A 16,982-nucleotide genomic window follows, 5' to 3' on the forward strand; every position below is an offset into this window, starting at 1 on the left:
CATCATCGCGTGAAACACGTGCCACGCTCCCATCCGATACTCTGCCGCCACTTCAACCCACTCGTCATGCCCGATACGCGCGATGAACATGTACGTATCCGCGTCTTCAAACGCTGTGACGATGGAATACCGCACCACAGGATGCCGCAGTGCCGCCAGAACCTCCTCCCGCTCCGCCCCATGTTTCCCGGCTGACGGATATATCGTGACCCCCACCCAGTAATTGTACGACAATTCTTCGCCAGCGACCACGCGCCGGTCATCGTCGAGCTGGGATGACGGCACCGGCATCGCCGCCGTGGCGCACCAGATAGTCGGCAACCCCGCCCCGCCCTCAACCTCCGCGATCTTTCCCGGCGCGGCCTTTCCCCGACGGGGCGGCGTGCGCTACGTTGGGCCGCAGACAACTGCACAACACGGGTGCTCGCGCCAGCGGGCTGAGAGGACGGCTAGCTCATCTTCGAGCGTTCAGGGCCGTCGACCGTACGAACCTGACCGGGTAATGCCGGCGTAGGGAGGAATCACCATGGCCCAGTCTGTCTCCACCACGGAGGTCGGCACCGTCACCACCGGCCCCATCGAGGGCTCCACCAAGCGGTATCTGCCGGTCCCGGAAACGGACCTGCGCTTTCCGAGCCGTCGCATCCACCTGACCGACGGCACCAGCCACGACGTCTACGACACCTCCGGCCCGTACACCGACGACGCGGCGGCCATCGACCTGGAGGCCGGCCTGCCGCGGGCCCGCGACGCGTGGTCGCGGCCGCAGCCGGTGGACGGCGCCGCAACCCAGCTGGCGTGGGCGCGGGCCGGGATCGTCACCGACGAGATGCGCTTCATCGCCGCACGCGAGGGTGTGGAGCCGGAGCTCGTGCTGCGTGAGGTCGCCGCCGGCCGCGCGGTGATCCCCGCCAACCACCGCCACCCCGAGTCGGAGCCCATGATCATCGGCAAGGCGTTCGCCGTGAAGATCAACGCCAACATCGGCAACAGCGCCGTGCGCAGCTCCATCGCCGACGAAGTGGAGAAGATGGTGTGGGCGACGCGCTGGGGCGCCGACACCATCATGGACCTGTCGACGGGCAAGGACATCCACCGCACCCGCGAGTGGATCCTGCGCAACTCCCCCGTCCCCGTGGGCACCGTGCCCATCTACCAGGCGCTGGAGAAGGTGGGCGGCGACCCGACAGCCCTCACCTGGGAGCTGTACCGCGACACGGTGATCGAGCAGTGCGAGCAGGGCGTGGACTACATGACCGTGCACGCCGGGGTGCTGCTGCGCTACGTGCCGCTCACCGCGAAGCGGGTCACGGGCATCGTCTCCCGCGGCGGTTCGATCATGGCCGCGTGGTGCCTGGCCCATCACACGGAATCGTTCCTGTACACGCACTTCGACGAGCTGTGCGACATCCTGCGCCGCTACGACGTCACCTTCTCGCTGGGCGACGGGCTGCGCCCGGGGTCGATCGCCGACGCCAACGACGAGGCGCAGTTCGCCGAGCTGCGCACGCTGGGCGAGCTGACGAAGGTGGCGAAAGCCCGTGGCGTGCAGGTGATGATCGAGGGCCCCGGGCATGTGCCGATGCACAAGATCGCCGAGAACGTGCGGCTGGAGGAGGAGTGGTGCGAGGAGGCGCCGTTCTACACCCTCGGCCCGCTGGCCACGGACATCGCGCCTGCGTACGACCACATCACCTCGGCGATCGGCGCCGCGATGATCGCCCAGGCCGGCACGGCGATGCTCTGCTACGTCACCCCCAAGGAGCACCTGGGCCTGCCGGACCGCGACGACGTGAAGACCGGCGTGATCACCTACAAGATCGCGGCGCACTCCGCAGACCTGGCCAAGGGGCATCCGCGCGCGCAGGAGCGGGACGACGCGCTGTCCAAGGCGCGCTTCGAGTTCCGGTGGGTCGACCAGTTCAACCTGTCGCTCGACCCGGACACCGCGCGCGCCTTCCACGACCAGACGCTGCCCGCCGAGCCCGCGAAGACCGCGCACTTCTGCTCGATGTGCGGGCCCAAGTTCTGCTCCATGCGGATCTCCGCGGACGTGCGCGAGTACGCCGCCGAGCACGGGCTGGAGACGCAGGAGCAGATCGACGCGGCGATCGCGGACGGCATGGCCGGCAAGTCGGCGGAGTTCGCCGACCACGGTTCGCGGGTGTACCTGCCGCTGGCCGAGGCGTCCTCGGGGGCGGCGGGCGCGTGATCGACCTTCCGGTGCCCTCCCCCGGCCGCACGCCGCCGCGCGCGCTGACCATCGCGGGCTCGGACAGCGGCGGCGGCGCGGGCATCCAGGCGGACATGCGGACGATGGCGATGTCCGGGGTGCACGCGTGCGTCGCGGTGGCCGCGGTGACCGTGCAGAACACGACCGGCGTCACCGGATTCCACCCGGTCCCGCCCGGAATCGTCGCCGGCCAGATCCGGACGGTGGTGCAGGACATCGACGTGCAGGCGGCGAAGACGGGCATGGTGGCCGAGGCGCAGATCATCGAGGCGATCGTGGAGACCTGCATCGACGTCGGCATCGGCGGCGGCCGCGGTTCCGCGGAACCGAGTGGCGGCGAGGCGCGGCGCACCGTTCCACTGGTGGTGGACCCCGTCTGCGCGTCGATGCACGGCGATCCGCTGCTGGAGCCGCACTCGCTGGCCGCACTGCGCGACCGGCTGGTCCCGCTGGCCGACCTGGTCACGCCCAACCTCGACGAGGTCCGCCTGCTGACCGGCGTCGACGTCACCGACAGGGCGACGCAGCGCGACGCGGCGCGCGCACTGGTGGATCTGGGCGCGCGGTGGGCCCTGGTGACGGGCGGCCACCTGCGCGCCGATGCGGACGGACCCACAGCCGAGAGCACCGATCTGCTGTACGACGGCGCCGACTGGTTCGAGTTCTCCGGGCCGCGCGTGCACACCGGCGACGATCACGGGGGCGGCGACACTCTGGCCGCGGCGATCACCTGCGCCCTCACGACGGGGGCCACCATGCCCGACTCCGTGGCGCACGGCAAAGAATGGGTGACGCGCTGCCTGAACTGGTCGTACCCCCTGGGCGCGGGGCACGGCCCCGTGTCGCCGTTGTGGCGGCTGCAATAGCGGGGATGAGTAGCGGGGATTCGCACCGACCGGACTATACAATCATTTGAATTGACGCTACGATGGACAGTCCCACCACAGCCAGCCGGGTGCACCGGCGCGGGGACGCGAACCAACGCCCACGGACCATGAATCGGACGCGGACGCGGCCGCCGGACATGTCGGGATCGGCCAATGCGGCATCGTCCGGCCCCGCCCCCGCAGCGCGCGCACCAGCGACGGCCGGTATCGCCGACCGTCCGTGAACGACGCGGTGATCATTGACCGCGTCATACATCTTCTTCCGGCCCTGTCCCGGTCCTCGGCCCCGTTTCCACATCACACGCTCCCGCGTCGCGCCCCGCACGCGGCGCCGGAGCCTCCCCAGGCGGACTTCTCCGCCGGAATGGAACCGATCATGACTCGCACGAACTCCCGGGGGCGCCGAGGCGTCCGAACCGCCGTCGCGCTCGCGGCCGCCGGCGCCGGCGCGGCCGGCGTCCTGGGACTCACCGCCACCGCCGCATCCGCGTCGCCGTTGAACGGCCTGACCGTCGAACCCGGGCTCAGCATCGGCATGGGGACTCAGTACGGCACGAGCTGCTCATACAAGACCACCGTCCGGACCGGCAGCACCGCGACCGTGAACTTCGATTACCGCAAGACGGATCAGCTGAACTGGACGCCCTTCGACGTGCAGTCGACCACCGGCCCCGGAACGGCGGTGACGCACTGGACACCGGCATTTGGGCCGGGGACCTATGAGGTCCGCGCAACCTCGGGGAACACCACGGAGGTTTTCACCACCGACGTGGGCATCGGCATAAACCTCGGCAGCGCCTGCGTGGTGCTCGGGCCGTTCCAGTGATCCGCTAGGCGCCCTCGACGCGATACATCCTCAGGTCGTCGGGCACGCCCCGCGCCCGGTTGAGGAAGAACCGCCGGTGCTCCTTGAGCCGCAGCCCCTGGTCCAGCAGCCACTGCGGGTCGAGGGCGTCGCGCACCACCTCCGACACCACCACGTTGCCGTCGCGGCCCGCCTCCATCATGCGGGCCGCGATGTTGACGTCCACGCCGAGCCAGTCTCCGCCCATGCGGCGGGGGTGGCCGCTGTGGATGCCCACGCGGATCACGGGGCGGTAGCCGTCGGCATCCACGTGCCGCAGGGCCGCACGCGCCGCCACCACCGCGTCCAGCGCCCTCTCCGGCGTCCGGAAGTCCGCGAGCAGCCCGTCTCCCATCCGTTTGACGACGCGGCCGCCCCGCGCCACGATCTCGGGTTCCACCGCGCCGGCCACCGAGCGCAGCAGCCTGAGCGTCGCCTCGTCTCCCGCGCCGAGCGCCCACGACGAGAACGCGACGAGGTCGGTGAACACCAGCGTCACCTCGGCATCGCCCTCGCCCCTGCCGGACCACTCGCGCACGGCCTGCCACACCTGCAGGGCGGCGAAGCCCGCCTCCCGGGACGCCCCGGCGGAATCGGGGAAAACCCGTTCCGCCACCCGGGCCACCGCCCGCGCGCCGCCGTCGCCGGCGACGGACAGCGGATCGCCGAAGCCCTGGTCGCCCGGCAGCACCCTGCGTGCGCGCCGGACCAGGCCCACCAGCTGCGGCGACCGGTCGAGCCGCCGCGCCTGCACCCGCACGCCGTCGAGGAACTCCGATGCGCGGCGCGCGGACGCCGCCTGCGACGCGGGCGCGCCGACCGTATCGCCGTCGTCGGCCGCACCGTCCTCGTCGGCCGCACCGTCCTCGTCGGCCGCACCGTCCTCGTCGGCCGCACCGCCGTCACCTGCGTCGAACTTCACGCCACAACACTATGCGACGCGGGGGCGCGGCGGGGGGGTGGTGAACGCCCCGGTCACGCGTCCCGCTTGTTCACCAGCCCCAGACTGATGGCGAACACGATCGCCGTGAACACGACGAAGTACACCAGCCCGCCCCAAGGACCCCAGTGGAAGTCCGCGGTGGTGCTGCCGTGCGCGCTGAGGAAGTGGTTGATGTTGGCGAACGGCAGCCACACGTAGATGTCCTTGCCGATGTCGCCGAACAGCAGGAAGAGCTGCTCGATGACCAGCGGCCACAGCACCACCAGGGCGATGGCCGCGGCGGTCTGCCGCAGCAACGCGCCCACCGCCACCGCGAGGACGGCGGCCAGCGCCGCGTAGAGGACCACGCCGTAGAGGACCCGCCAGGTCGCCTCGTCCAGGCCCATCCGGATGGTGGGGCCCGACCCGGCGATGCCCTTGGCCAGGAAGAACGCGCCGAACGCCGCGATCGCCACGACGACGGCGGCCACCACGGCGACCACTGCGGCCTTCACCGAGATCACCTTGGCACGGTTGGGGATCGCCTGGAACGTGGTGCGGATGACGCCGAACCGGTACTCGGTGGTGACGGTGAGCGCGGCCATGATCATCACGATCATCACGCCGAAGCCGCTGACCCCACCGGTGGCCGTGGTGGCCGACAGGATGAACGGGTCGGTGCCCTGCGTGGCCTCCGTGTCGTTCGAGAGCACGGCCATGAGTATCCCGATGCCGAGCCCCAGGACGATGACCAGCGCGGCGCACCACCAGGGCGAGCGCGTGGACGTGAGCTTGATGCGTTCCGCTGCGACGACTCCCATCACCGCACCTCCCTCTCCACGTCCTGCCCGTGCGCGGCGTGCCGGCCGGCCTCCGGCGGTCCCCCGGGCGGTTGCCGGTCCGGCGGCAGGTGTCCCAGCATCGCGTCGGCGTCGGCGCCGTGGTACTCGACCGTGTCGCCGGTCAGCTTCATGAACGCGTCCTCCAGCGATCCGCTCTGGCCGGCCAGCTCGTGCAGCGCCAGCGACCGCGCAGCGAGCAAATCGCCCACCTGGTCGGTGGTGGCACCGGAGACCACCAGGTGCGGCGGGTGGATGGGGTCCGCGGGCTCGACGCGCACCCCGAGGCCGCCGTCACGCAGGCACCGTTCGATCTCCTCCAGGCGCGGGCCGCGCACGCGCACGGTGGTGTCGGTGGCGAAATCGACGAACTCGCGCACCGACGAGTCCGAGATCAGCTTTCCGCGCCCGATCACCACCAGGTTCTGCGCGGTCAGCGCCATCTCCGAGAGCAGGTGGCTGGACACGAGCACCGTGCGCCCCTCCGACGCCAGGTGCTGCATGAACTTGCGGATCCAGACGATGCCCTCCGGGTCGAGGCCGTTGACCGGCTCGTCGAACAGCAGCACCTCCGGGTCGCCCAACAGCGCCCCTGCGATACCGAGCCGCTGCGACATGCCCAGCGAGAAGCCGCCCGCCCGCTTGTCCGCCACGTCCGCCAGTCCGACGAGGCCCAGCACCTCCTCGACGCGCGTGCGCGGCAGGCCGTTGGCCGCGGCCATCCACTTGAGGTGGTTGCGCGCGGAGCGGTTGGGGTGCACCCACTTGGCGTCGAGCAGCGAACCGACCACCCTGAGCGGGTCGTGCAGCTGCCCGTACGGCACGCCCTTGACGGTGGCGGTGCCGGCGGTGGGACGGTCCAGGCCCAGGATCATCCGCATCGTCGTCGACTTGCCGGCGCCGTTGGGCCCCAGGAAGCCGGTGACGATGCCGGGCTTGACGGAGAATGTCAGGTCGTCGACGGCCACAGTGGAGCCGTAGTGCTTCGTCAGTCCTCTGACTTCGATCATGGACACCAGCATGCCGGATGCCCGGTTCCCGCGCAGCGCCGGACTGCGATGAAATCGGCGGTGCCGCCCAGAGTGCGAACCCCGCCCTCAGCAGCGCCCGTCCGGCGCCGGCGACGACGCCTGCGCCCAGAACCGCTTGGGCACCCGACCGGCCCGGTACGCCAGGCGGCCCGCGCGCACCCCCGCCGCCATGGCCGACGCCATCATCTCCGGGTCGTCCGCGCGGGTGACGGCGGTGGCGAGAAGCACCGCGTCGCAGCCGAGCTCCATCGCCCGCGCCGCGTCGCTCGCCGTGCCGATACCGGCGTCGAGTATCACCGGCACGCCCGCCTGACCCACGATCATCTCGATGTTGTGCGGGTTCGAGATGCCCAGCCCAGTGCCGATGGGCGCGCCCAGCGGCATCACGGCCGCGCAGCCGGCGTCCTCGAGGCGGCGGGCCAGCACCGGGTCGTCGTTGGTGTAGGGCAGGACGACGAACCCGTCGTCCACCAGTTGCTCTGCGGCGGAAACCAGCTCGATCGCGTCCGGCAGCAGAGTGCGCTCGTCGGCGATCACCTCCAGCTTGACCCAATCGGTGCCCAGCGCCTCCCGGGCCAGGCGCGCCGTCAGCACCGCCTCGTCCGCGCCGCGGCTGCCCGCGGTGTTCGGCAGCAGCGCTATGCCCAAGCGCCGCAGCAGCTCCAGCACGCCGCTCCCCGCCTGCGCATCCACGCGCCGCATCGCCACCGTCGTCAGCGCCGTGCCCGACGCCACCAGCGCGCGCTCCAGCAGCTGCTGGTTGGCCGCGCCGCCGGTCCCCATGATCAGGCGCGACGGCAGCTCCCGGCCGGCGATCACCAGCGGATCGGCACCCGCATCCGCGCGCGGACCGACGGCCGCCACGCTAGCCACCCTGCACCGCCGTGAGCACCTCGAAGCCGTCGCCATCGCCCACCGGCGCGTCCCAGCCGGACTTGGGCACCACGATCCCGTCGCGCGCCACCGCCACCCCGGAGTCCGGCAGCCCCAGCCGGTCCAGCAGCTGCGCGACCGTGCACGGCCGCGCCACCTCGTGCGCGTCGCCGTTGACCTTCACCTGCATCTACGCCTCCTTCGTAAGCACACCGCCGGCCCGTCGTGGAATCGCCGACCGGTTCATCCCGCTTCCGCAGCGCCGTACCGCCGCGACCCGTCCCGCCCGAAACCTTCCTGCCCGAAACGCTGCGGTCCCAGCCCGTCCGCCTCCGCCAGCGTCGTGCCCGCGAGCTCCGCCAGGACGGCGTCGACGGTCACCGCGGTGAGCAGCACGCCGTTGCGGCCGTGCCCGGCGGCGGCGATGACCCGGGGCCCCCGGCCTCCGCCCGCCGACGCGTCGCCCGCGTCCTCCACCGGGCCGATGACGGGCAAGTTGTCCGGCGTCATCGGACGCAGCCCCGCCATCGCGTCCACCAGCTCGTACTCGGCGATCGACGGCAGCACGACCTGTGCGTCCGCGATGAGGTCGCGCACGCCGCCCACGGTGACGGCGCGGTCCTCGCCGTGCTCGTACATCGTCGCGCCCACCACCAGCCCGTCCGCGCGCGGCACCAGGTACACGTGGCGCCCGTGCACGCTCGCCCGCACCGTGCACGCCGGCGGCGGCGGAACCGAAGCCGGCCGGCGGAGTCGCAGGATCTCGCCCTTGACCGGCCGCACGGGAAGACCGGGCAGCAGCGAGGGCACGTGCGCCCCGGCGGTCACCACCAGATGCTCGGCGGCCGAGTCGGATATCGCCGCGCACCGCGACGCCACCGGGACCGCGCCGGCGTCCACGGCCGCGGTCCGCAACGCGCGGAGCAGGGCGCGATTGTCCACCGCGAACTCCCCGGGCAGCCACTGCCCGCCGCGCAGGTTCCGGGCCAGCCCCCGGTGGCGCTCGCGGACCTGCGCGCGCGTGAGCGACGCCCTCGGCACACCCGCCCCGTCGAGCCAGGCGCCCACGCCCCGCAGCTCGTCCGCGTCGGCGCCGTCCGCCCCCACCATCAGCGTGCCGCGCGCGGTGACGACGTCGACGCCGGTCTCCTCGTGCAGCGTCCGCGCCAGCGCGGGCCACCGGCTCAGTGACGCCGCGCCCAGCTCCAGCACGCGCTCCTCGCCCGGCCTGCCCTCGCTGTAGGGGGCGAGCATGCCGCCCGCGGCCCACGACGCCCCCGTCTGCGGCGCGCCGGGCTCCAGGAGCGGGTCGATCAGACGTACCGCATACCCCGCCCGGGCCGCGCGCCACGCGATGGCCGAGCCGACGATGCCGGCGCCGACGACGTCGACGCGGTCACCGCCTGCGCACCGGGGTGCCGAAACCATGGTCATCCACCTTCCCGCGCCGGCATGATCCGGATCAGGTCCGACGGTCAGGGCGCGCGCGCCCTCTCTCAGCCCCACGATCCCAGGGACTCCCGTGTGTGCCACCACCGTAACCGCTACGGTCGGAGCCATGAACGCAGCGCCCGGCCACCCGCGGTCCCGCCACCCCCGCGATCAGCTGGACCGGGCCCGCCTGTACCTGTGCACCGACGCCCGCCGCGACACGGGCGACCTCGACGAGTTCGCGGACGCCGCCCTGCGCGGGGGCGTGGACGTGATCCAGTTGCGCGACAAGGGCTCGGCGGGCGAGGACGCGCACGGGCCGCTCGAGGCGCGCGAAGAACTCGCCGCGCTCGCGGTCCTGCGCGCGGCCACCCGGCGCCACGGCGCGCTGCTGGCCGTCAACGACCGCGCCGACATCGCCCTCGCCGCCGGAGCCGACGTGCTGCACCTGGGCCAGGACGACCTCCCCGTCCCCCACGCCCGCCGCGTGGTGGGCGACAGGATGCTGATCGGCCGCTCCACGCACGACGCCGCGCAGGCCCATGCGGCCGGCGCCGCCCCCGGCGTCGACTACTTCTGCGTGGGCCCGTGCTGGCCGACGCCCACCAAGCCCGGCCGCGCCGCCCCGGGGCTCGACCTGGTGCGCACGGCCGCCGCCGAGGGCGCGCCCAAACCGTGGTTCGCGATCGGCGGCATCGACGGCACGCGGGTGGCCCAGGTGCGCGAGGCCGGGGCGCAGCGCATCGTCGTCGTCCGCGCCATCACCGCGGCCACCGACCCCGAGTCGGCGGCCCGCGAGCTGCGTTCGGCGCTCCCGTGACCGCATGCCAGGGGATGGACGCCGGCCGCGCGTGGTGCCACCGCCACGGCGCCGTCTCCCACCGGGTGCCGGTCGACGGCGGCGTGTTGCACGCCGTCGAGATACCCGTCCCGGACGCCGAGGGCACGCCGGTGGTTTTCTGCCACGGGTTCCCAGGATCCTGGTTCAGCTGGCGCGAGCAGCTGCCCGCGCTCGCCGCGCAGGGGCGCCGCGCCATAGCGCTGGACATGCGAGGATACGGCGCGTCGCTTCGTCCCGCCGACGTCGCCGCCTACGACCGCCGCACCACCGTGGCGGACATGGCGGCCGTGCTGGACACGCTGGGCATCGGCCGGGCCGTGTTCTCCGGCCACGACTTCGGCGCCGCACTGGCCTGGGACCTGCCGCTGTGGCTGCCGGACCGCGTGGCCGGTCTGGCGCAGCTGGCGGTGCCGCGGCTCCCGCGCTCGCCGATGCGCCCGTCGGAGGCGTTCGCGATGCTCGCCGAGCAGCACTTCTTCCACCAGCACTACTTCCAGACGCCCGGGGTCGCCGAGGCCGAGCTCGACGCCGCGCCCGCGGACTTCCTGCACCGGCTGATGTACGCGCTGTCCGGCCAGGGCGACTACTACGCCTGCTGGCGCCGGCCCAGCACCTCCGATGACGGCACCGTCACCGGCTACATCGAGTCGCTGCCGGAGGCGCCCGCGCTCCCGTGGCCGTGGCTGTCCGCCGACGAGTTCGCCTACTACGTGGACGAGTTCACGCGCTCCGGGTTCACCGGCGGGCTCAACTGGTATCGGGCGCAAGACTCCGCGTGGGAGCAGAACGCGCCCTTCACCGACGCGCGCGTGACGGTGCCGACCGCCTTCATCGCCGGCGCGGACGACCCGGTGCTCACCATGCTGGGCGCCAAATGCCTGGAGAAGATGGCCGCCACGGTGCCCGGGCTCGTCGTGCAGGAGATCCTGCCCGGCGCCGGGCACTTCGTGCAGATGGAGGCGGCCGGAGAGGTCAACCGCATCCTCGACGGGTTCCTGCGCGAGCACGTGGCGTAGACCGGAGCCGGTGCCGCCGGTGCCGCCGGTGCCGCCGTCCGCGTTTGGTGGACATTTGGCTGGATTTCGGCGGAAATCCAGCCAAATGTCCACCAAACGCGGGGAGGGCGCAGGGCACAGCGGCGCGGGGAGGGCACGGGGAGGGCGCGCTCACAGCCAGCCGAGCACGCGCCCCGGGCTGATCACCTCGGCGTCCGCGGGCAGCCGCGCCCGGAGCCCCCGATCCGCTGTCACCACCGCGGTGACCCCCTCCCACAAGCCTTCCGCGCACTGCGCGATGGTGTCGTCGCCGCTGCCGGGGGCGCGCACGACGTCGATGGCGCCGCGGTCCCCGGCAGCGCGGGCCTTGCCCTCCGTCACGGCGATCACCTGCGTCGTCCAGCCGAAGCCCGCGGAGCCCAGCGCGACAGTGCGCGGCAGGCCGCGTTCCAGCGCGTCGAGCATCCGCTCCGCGGCGCCCGCGCGGTCACGCCACCAGCCGTCGGGCCGGGAGCCCACCAGGTTGGCCATGTCCACGATCAGCCGCAACGGCCGCGTGCGCAGCCCCGGCCAGGCGTCGCCGAAGGCGTGGTGCAGCAGCAGCCCCGCCACCTCGTCCTCGGGCAGCCACGCCAGCTCGACGCTCTCGTGGTTCGCGACGGTGGCCAGCGGCTCGTCGGCGTCCGCCACCACTGTCGTGTACGACCAGCCGTCTTCGTCGCCGGCCGTGCGCAGGTCCGAGCGCACGGCGATCCGCTCCGCGGGCAGCCCGCACTCTTCGTGCGCCTCCCGCACGGCCGCCGCCACCGCGTCCTCGTGGCTGTCCCGGGCGCCGCCGGGGATCGACCAGGTGCCGCCCTCGTGGCTCCACGCCGCCCGGTGCTGCAGCAGCACGTGCGGGCGGCCGCCGCGGCCGGGCGCCCGCAGCAGCAGGCCGGCCGCGCCGTACAGACCCCAGTGCCGCCGCCCGTCCGGGCCGAACGCCCACCCGTCGCCGTCTCCGCGCATCGTCCGCACACCTCCGCAAGTTCCCCGGCCAGCGTAGGCGGACGCCGCGGGTGCCGTCTCGGTCGGCCTGAACGCGCATCCTCGGCGGAACGGCGCGCCACGGGACGCGCGACATCCGCAGGGACCTGCCACCGCCCCGCCGCCGGTCTTCTATCCTCAACGTGACCGAACACGACGTTACGAAACGCTCGGTGCAGGATGACCGGGCAACGCGGGGAGTGGACAGGTGTCAGTGCGCGACGGGGCACGGCTGCGCAGCCGGCGCGGCGCTGCGGCGGCCGTGGTCGAGGACGCCCTGATGACCCGCGCCGGACACTGGCGCGACCAGGCCTTCTCCACGCCGGGGCGCCTGGCGGCGATCGGCCTGGTGCTGGTGCTGCTTGTGCTCGCCGCCGGCGCGGCCACCGGGCTGGCCGTCGGCGCCCGCGACACGCGCATCGACACGCTGCGAGGCAGCGCCGATCCGCTCTCCAACGCCGCCCAGGACCTGTACTCGTCGCTGTCGATCGCCGACGCGTCGGCGTCCACTGCGTTCCTCGCAGGCGGTCTGCAGCCCCGGGTGATGGTGGACCGCTACGACTCCGCCGTGGCCGCCGCCAGCGCCTCGCTCGCCACAGCCACGATGGGCGTGGGCGACGACGACTCGGCCGCTCGCGCGCTGCTGGCGTCGCTGTCCACCGGCCTGCCCGTCTACACCGGCCTGATCGCCACGGCCGGCGCCAACAACCGCGCCGGCAACCCGGTGGGCGTCAACTACCTGGGCGAGGCCTCGCACCTGATGCAGACGCAGCTGCTGCCCGACGCACAGCGGCTGTACTCCGAGCAATCGGCGACGGTGGTCGACCTCGAGCACCGCAACGCCTCGGTGGACTGGGTGCCGCTGCTCGTCATCGTGCTCGCACTCGTCCTGCTGGTGACGTTCCAGTTCTATCTGGCCCGCCGCAGCAACCGCCGGCTCAACTTCGGCCTGGTGCTCGCCACGGTCGCGGTCGCGTTGATGTTCGCCTGGACGCTCGTCGCCGGCCTCGTGTCCGCGTCGTTCAGCCAACGTGCGGCCTCCGAGAGCACCGGTCCCCTTGCGGCGATCACCACCGCCCGCATCTCCGCCCAGCAGGCCCGCACCGACGAGACGCGCAACCTGCTGGCGCGCGGCGATGACGCGGAGATCCCGCAGACGTTCCACGAGCGCATGGACACCGTCGGGCGCGCGCTCGAGAAGGACGGCGGGAGCACCGAATCCGACGCGCTGCACAACCTCGACGCGTGGCGGTCCGCCCACGAATCCATGCGGAGCCACCTGGCCCGCGGCGACTACGCGGGGGCCGTGGAGGTCGCGATCGGCACGGACGACGCGTCGTCGGGAAGCCAGTTCGTGACGCTGGACGCCAAGTTGGAGGACCGGATCGGCGAACTGCGCGCGCACGGCCAGCATCTCGTCGACGACTCGGACCGCGCCACCGCCTTCCTGGTCGTCGGCTCCGGGATCCTCGCCGGTGTCGCGGCGCTGGCGATCATCCTCGGCCTGCGGCCCCGACTGAGCGAGTACCAATGAGCGCACCGGGCGAGCAGAAGAGGCGCCGCGTCGGGCTCTCCGCCGCCGTGGCGCTGGCGCTCGCCGCCTCCGCCTGCGCCTCATCCCCCGTCGCGCCGTCGGTCACGCCGCAGCCGGGCGGTCCGCCGCTGCCCGCCGCCGCGACCATGCTCCCGCAGCCGACGCAACGCCCGTCGCCGCCCACGGACTGCGACGCCACCGGCAGCCTGCGGCCCGGGGTGGAGGGCCCGGTGTCGGGTCGGCTGCAGCAGGTCCGCGACCGGGGCAGGGTGATCGTCGGGCTCGACCAAGGCAGCAATCTGTTCAGCTTCCGCGACCCGCTCAGCGGCGACCTGCTCGGCTTCGACGTCGACATCGCCCACCAGGTGGCCCGCGACCTGTTCGGCGACCCCGCCAAGGTGGAGTTCCACTTCCTCAGCTCCGCGCAGCGTGAACAGGCTCTGCGCGAGGGCACCGTGGACATGGTGATCAAGACGATGACGATCACCTGCGAACGTGCCCGGTCGGTGGCGTTCTCCACGGTGTATTACCGTGCGGCGCAACGGGTGCTGGTACCACGCAACTCGCCCGTGCGCAGCCCGGCCGACCTGGGCGGCAAGACCGTCTGCATGGCGGCCGGCACCACCTCGATACCGTCGCTGTGGAACGTGCAGCCGAACGCGCGCATCATGACCGTCCCCAGTTGGGGAGACTGCCTCGTCGCCATCCAGCAGCGGCAGGTCGACGCGGTGAGCACCGACGACACCATCCTCGCCGGCATGGTGGCGCAGGACCCCAACCTGAAGATCGTCGGCGACCCGATAGAGCAGGAGCCGTACGGTATCGGCATGCACAAGGGCGACGACGCGCTGGTCCGTTTCGTCAACGGGACTCTCGAGCGGATCCGGGAGGACGGCACCTGGCAACGCATCTACGACCGGTGGCTCACCGTCCTGGGGCCCGCGCCCGAACCCCCCGCCGCCCACTATGTGGACTGACATGCGGACCGGACGGAATGCGACGCGCGCAGCGCCACATTCACGCGAACGCCCACGATCGCGCGCCAGGGTGACAGGCTGGGCGGCATGAGCACAAGCGCACCGGACGGACCCGGGGATTCCGGTGCCACCGCCCCGTCTGTGCGGGACGAACCGACCCGCGGCACCGAACGCGCGGAACAGCCGGACTCGCACGGAACTTCGCGGTCCGGAACCGCGTCGTCCTGGCCGTCGCTGTCCGGAGCGGCCTCCGCCGCGACCGGGGGCCGGCGGCGCACGCGCAACCGTGCAGGGACCACCCGGCTGGCCGACGGCCTCGTCGAGGTCCCGGTGGTGCAGCAGACCGACCCCGAGTCGGCGCTGCTCGACAACCCCGTGGTGGCCGAGGGGAAACGATACTGCGGCACCTGCGGGCGACCGGTGGGGCGCGCCACCGCGGCCGGCCCCGGCCCCGTCGACGGCCGCTGCGAGGCGTGCGGCGCCTCCTTCGATTTCACGCCCATGCTCCGGCCGGGCGACCTCATCGCCGGGCAGTACGAGGTCCGCGGATGCCTGGCCCACGGTGGGCTGGGCTGGATCTACCTGGCGATGGACCGCAATGTCAGCGACCGGTGGGTGGTGCTCAAAGGTCTGCTGCACTCCCAGGACCCGTCCGCGCAGGCTGTCGCGGTGGCGGAGCGCGAGTTCCTCGCCGAGCTGACGCACCCGAGCATCGTGAAGATCTTCAACTTCGTCGAGCACCCCAGGCCGGACGGCACCCCGGTGGGCTACATCGTCATGGAGTTCATCGGCGGCACCACGCTCAAACAGTCGCACCGCGGCGAGCACATGCCGCTGCAGCACGCCATCGCCTACGTCCTCGAAATCATGCCCGCGCTGGAGTACATGCACTCGAGCGGCCTCGTCTACAACGACCTCAAGCCGGACAACATCATGGTCGGCGAGGACCAGATCAAGATCATCGACATGGGCGCCGTCGCGGGTATCGGCGACTACGGATACATCTACGGCACCCGGGGGTTCCAAGCGCCGGAGATCATGGAGACCGGGCCCACCCCCGCCACCGACATCTTCACCGTGGGCCGCACCCTCGCCGTGCTCACCGTCGATATCGCCAAGGACAAGGGCCGCTACGTCGACGGCATCCCCCGCCCGTCCGAGGAGCCGCTCTTCGCCGAGCACGAGTTCTTCTACCGGCTGCTCATGCGCTGCCTCGACCCGGAGCCGGACAACCGCTACCCGAGCGCGCAGGCACTGGCACGGGACCTGCGCGGGATCCTCCGCGAGGTCGTCTCCGCGCACACCGGCACGCCGCACCCCGCGATGTCATCGCTGTTCAGCCCGCCGCGGACCACGTTCGGCACCGATCTGGCCATCGCGCGCACCGACAGGCTCGTCGACGAGCACGCCGAGGAACCGCGCGTGCGGCCGGCCACCGTCGCCCAGGCGCTTCCTGTGCCCTTGGTCCCCGCCGAGGACCCGGCCTCGGCGCACCTGGCTTCCACCGTGCACAGCCGCCCCGAGGAGATCCTCGACATGCTGCGCCGGGTGCGCGACGCCGACGACCCCGCCGTGCGCGAGAGCATCGAGATCCCGTTGGCGGAGGTCCGTGCCTTCCTCGACCTGGAGGAGCACGACCACGCCCTCGAACTGCTCGACAGGCTGCGCGCGGATCGGATGCCGGACTGGCGGTTCGACTGGCTCGGCGGCGTCGCGAAGCTGCAGGCCGGCGAGTATCAGGAGGCGTTCACCTCGTTCGACGCGGTGCTCACCGCCCTGCCGGGCGAGGCTGCGCCCAAGCTCGCCGCAGCAGCCACGGCCGAGATCGTCCTCGATTCCTGGGAGAGCGACGCCCCCCAGGAATGGCGCAGTCTGGGCGAGCGCTACTACCGGCGGCTGTGGCAGACCGACCGCGCCGTGGTGGCCGCGGCGTTCGGGCTGGCCCGCCAGCTCGTCGAGCGCGGCGACATCACCGGCGCGGTGGCGGCACTGGACCAGGTGCCGGTGAGCTCGCGGCACCGCGACGAGGCGCAGATGACGGCGGTGCTCACGCTCATCGACCAACGCGCGATCACGTCGATCACCGACGACCAGCTCGACGACGCGGGCGCCCGCATCGAGCTGCTCCCCGGGGACGACAGGCGCACCCTGCAGCTGCGGGCGCTGGCGATGGGGATCGCGCTCGAATGGCTGCGTCAGGGCCGCACCCCCCAGCGCACGCACATCCTGGGGACCCGGTTCACCGAGCACGGCCTGCGCGCCGACACCGAGCGCACCCTGCGCACCCTGGCACGGTCGGTGCGTGAGAATCAGCGCCGCTACCGGCTGGTGGACCTGGCGAACCGGGTGCGCCCCCGAACCTGGGTGTAGGGGGTCGGCGATCGCCGACCCGAGCACCGTTTCCCGCCGCACCGCCGAGATCGCGCGCTCGGGCTGCACACACGGTGCGCGGCCTGCCCACGCCGAGCAGATCAAGCCGGTCGGACCGATTCCCGCTGCGGTAACCCGCGCGGTGCCGTAGAGTGCGCACTCACCACGGGATCATCCGG

15 protein-coding genes and 1 riboswitch are annotated in these 16,982 nt (G+C 72.5%); of the genes, 8 read left to right on the forward strand and 7 right to left on the reverse strand.

Translation table 11 applies throughout. The annotated features are described in order from the left end of the window. Window positions 1–526: 526 nt before the first annotated feature. The 3 genes from thiC to FO059_RS14935 all read left to right on the forward strand — a co-directional run bounded on the left by thiC (window position 527) and on the right by FO059_RS14935 (window position 3,946). Window positions 527–2,212, forward strand: coding sequence for a phosphomethylpyrimidine synthase ThiC (thiC, locus tag FO059_RS14925; protein WP_143909780.1), 1,686 nt, complete (start codon window positions 527–529; stop codon window positions 2,210–2,212). Beyond that, the gene (locus tag FO059_RS14930; RefSeq protein WP_143909781.1) at window positions 2,209–3,099 is read left to right on the forward strand and encodes a PfkB family carbohydrate kinase; all 891 of its coding nucleotides are present in this window, start codon (window positions 2,209–2,211) and stop codon (window positions 3,097–3,099) included. Before thiC ends, FO059_RS14930 begins: the two co-directional genes overlap by 4 nt. A 397-nt stretch (window positions 3,100–3,496) precedes the next feature. After that, entirely contained in the window at window positions 3,497–3,946 is a 450-nt protein-coding gene (locus FO059_RS14935; RefSeq protein WP_143909782.1) for a hypothetical protein, read from the forward strand. 4 nt (window positions 3,947–3,950) lie between these two features. On the opposite strand, the gene FO059_RS14940 is transcribed toward FO059_RS14935, so the two are convergent. From FO059_RS14940 to thiO, 6 genes are all read right to left on the reverse strand, one after another. Continuing rightward, the gene (locus FO059_RS14940; protein ID WP_233266639.1) at window positions 3,951–4,886 is read right to left on the reverse strand and encodes an adenylate/guanylate cyclase domain-containing protein; all 936 of its coding nucleotides are present in this window, start codon (window positions 4,884–4,886) and stop codon (window positions 3,951–3,953) included. A gap of 53 nt (window positions 4,887–4,939) precedes the next feature. Then, window positions 4,940–5,707, reverse strand: coding sequence for an ABC transporter permease (locus FO059_RS14945; protein ID WP_143909783.1), 768 nt, complete (start codon window positions 5,705–5,707; stop codon window positions 4,940–4,942). Continuing rightward, window positions 5,707–6,735 (reverse strand): ABC transporter ATP-binding protein, encoded by a 1,029-nt coding sequence (locus FO059_RS14950; protein WP_143909784.1) that lies wholly within the window; start codon window positions 6,733–6,735, stop codon window positions 5,707–5,709. Before FO059_RS14950 ends, FO059_RS14945 begins: the two co-directional genes overlap by 1 nt. 87 nt (window positions 6,736–6,822) lie before the next feature. Continuing rightward, complete coding sequence (gene thiG, locus FO059_RS14955; protein ID WP_233266683.1) at window positions 6,823–7,539, reverse strand: thiazole synthase; 717 nt, start codon at window positions 7,537–7,539, stop codon at window positions 6,823–6,825. 82 nt (window positions 7,540–7,621) lie between these two features. Continuing rightward, window positions 7,622–7,819, reverse strand: coding sequence for a sulfur carrier protein ThiS (thiS, locus tag FO059_RS14960; RefSeq protein WP_143909786.1), 198 nt, complete (start codon window positions 7,817–7,819; stop codon window positions 7,622–7,624). Between the two features lie 53 nt (window positions 7,820–7,872). Further along, window positions 7,873–9,057, reverse strand: coding sequence for a glycine oxidase ThiO (gene thiO, locus FO059_RS14965; RefSeq protein WP_143909787.1), 1,185 nt, complete (start codon window positions 9,055–9,057; stop codon window positions 7,873–7,875). Further along, a riboswitch (TPP riboswitch) is annotated at window positions 9,051–9,163 on the reverse strand. Its footprint overlaps the gene before it by 7 nt. Window positions 9,164–9,187: 24 nt before the next feature. Between thiO and thiE the strand changes: the two genes are divergently transcribed. Continuing rightward, on the forward strand, window positions 9,188–9,880 hold the full coding sequence (gene thiE / locus FO059_RS14970) for a thiamine phosphate synthase (RefSeq protein ID WP_143909788.1): 693 nt from the start codon (window positions 9,188–9,190) through the stop codon (window positions 9,878–9,880). 14 nt (window positions 9,881–9,894) lie between these two features. After that, the gene (locus tag FO059_RS14975; protein ID WP_143910801.1) at window positions 9,895–10,917 is read left to right on the forward strand and encodes an alpha/beta fold hydrolase; all 1,023 of its coding nucleotides are present in this window, start codon (window positions 9,895–9,897) and stop codon (window positions 10,915–10,917) included. A 150-nt stretch (window positions 10,918–11,067) separates the two neighbouring features. On the opposite strand, the gene FO059_RS14980 is transcribed toward FO059_RS14975, so the two are convergent. After that, entirely contained in the window at window positions 11,068–11,904 is an 837-nt protein-coding gene (locus FO059_RS14980; protein WP_143909789.1) for an NUDIX hydrolase, read from the reverse strand. A 226-nt stretch (window positions 11,905–12,130) separates the two neighbouring features. Here FO059_RS14980 and FO059_RS14985 point away from each other — a divergent pair, with 226 nt between their 5' ends. The 3 genes from FO059_RS14985 to FO059_RS14995 all read left to right on the forward strand — a co-directional run bounded on the left by FO059_RS14985 (window position 12,131) and on the right by FO059_RS14995 (window position 16,803). Beyond that, window positions 12,131–13,456 carry a hypothetical protein gene (locus FO059_RS14985; protein ID WP_143909790.1) on the forward strand — a complete coding sequence of 442 codons (1,326 nt, stop codon included), beginning with the start codon at window positions 12,131–12,133 and terminating at the stop codon, window positions 13,454–13,456. Beyond that, the gene (locus FO059_RS14990) at window positions 13,453–14,433 is read left to right on the forward strand and encodes a glutamate ABC transporter substrate-binding protein (RefSeq protein ID WP_143909791.1); all 981 of its coding nucleotides are present in this window, start codon (window positions 13,453–13,455) and stop codon (window positions 14,431–14,433) included. Before FO059_RS14985 ends, FO059_RS14990 begins: the two co-directional genes overlap by 4 nt. Window positions 14,434–14,520: 87 nt before the next feature. Next, on the forward strand, window positions 14,521–16,803 hold the full coding sequence (locus FO059_RS14995) for a serine/threonine-protein kinase (protein WP_143909792.1): 2,283 nt from the start codon (window positions 14,521–14,523) through the stop codon (window positions 16,801–16,803). Window positions 16,804–16,982 lie beyond the last annotated feature (179 nt).

The organism is Tomitella fengzijianii, assembly GCF_007559025.1.
In the GTDB taxonomy this organism is placed as follows: domain Bacteria; phylum Actinomycetota; class Actinomycetes; order Mycobacteriales; family Mycobacteriaceae; genus Tomitella; species Tomitella fengzijianii.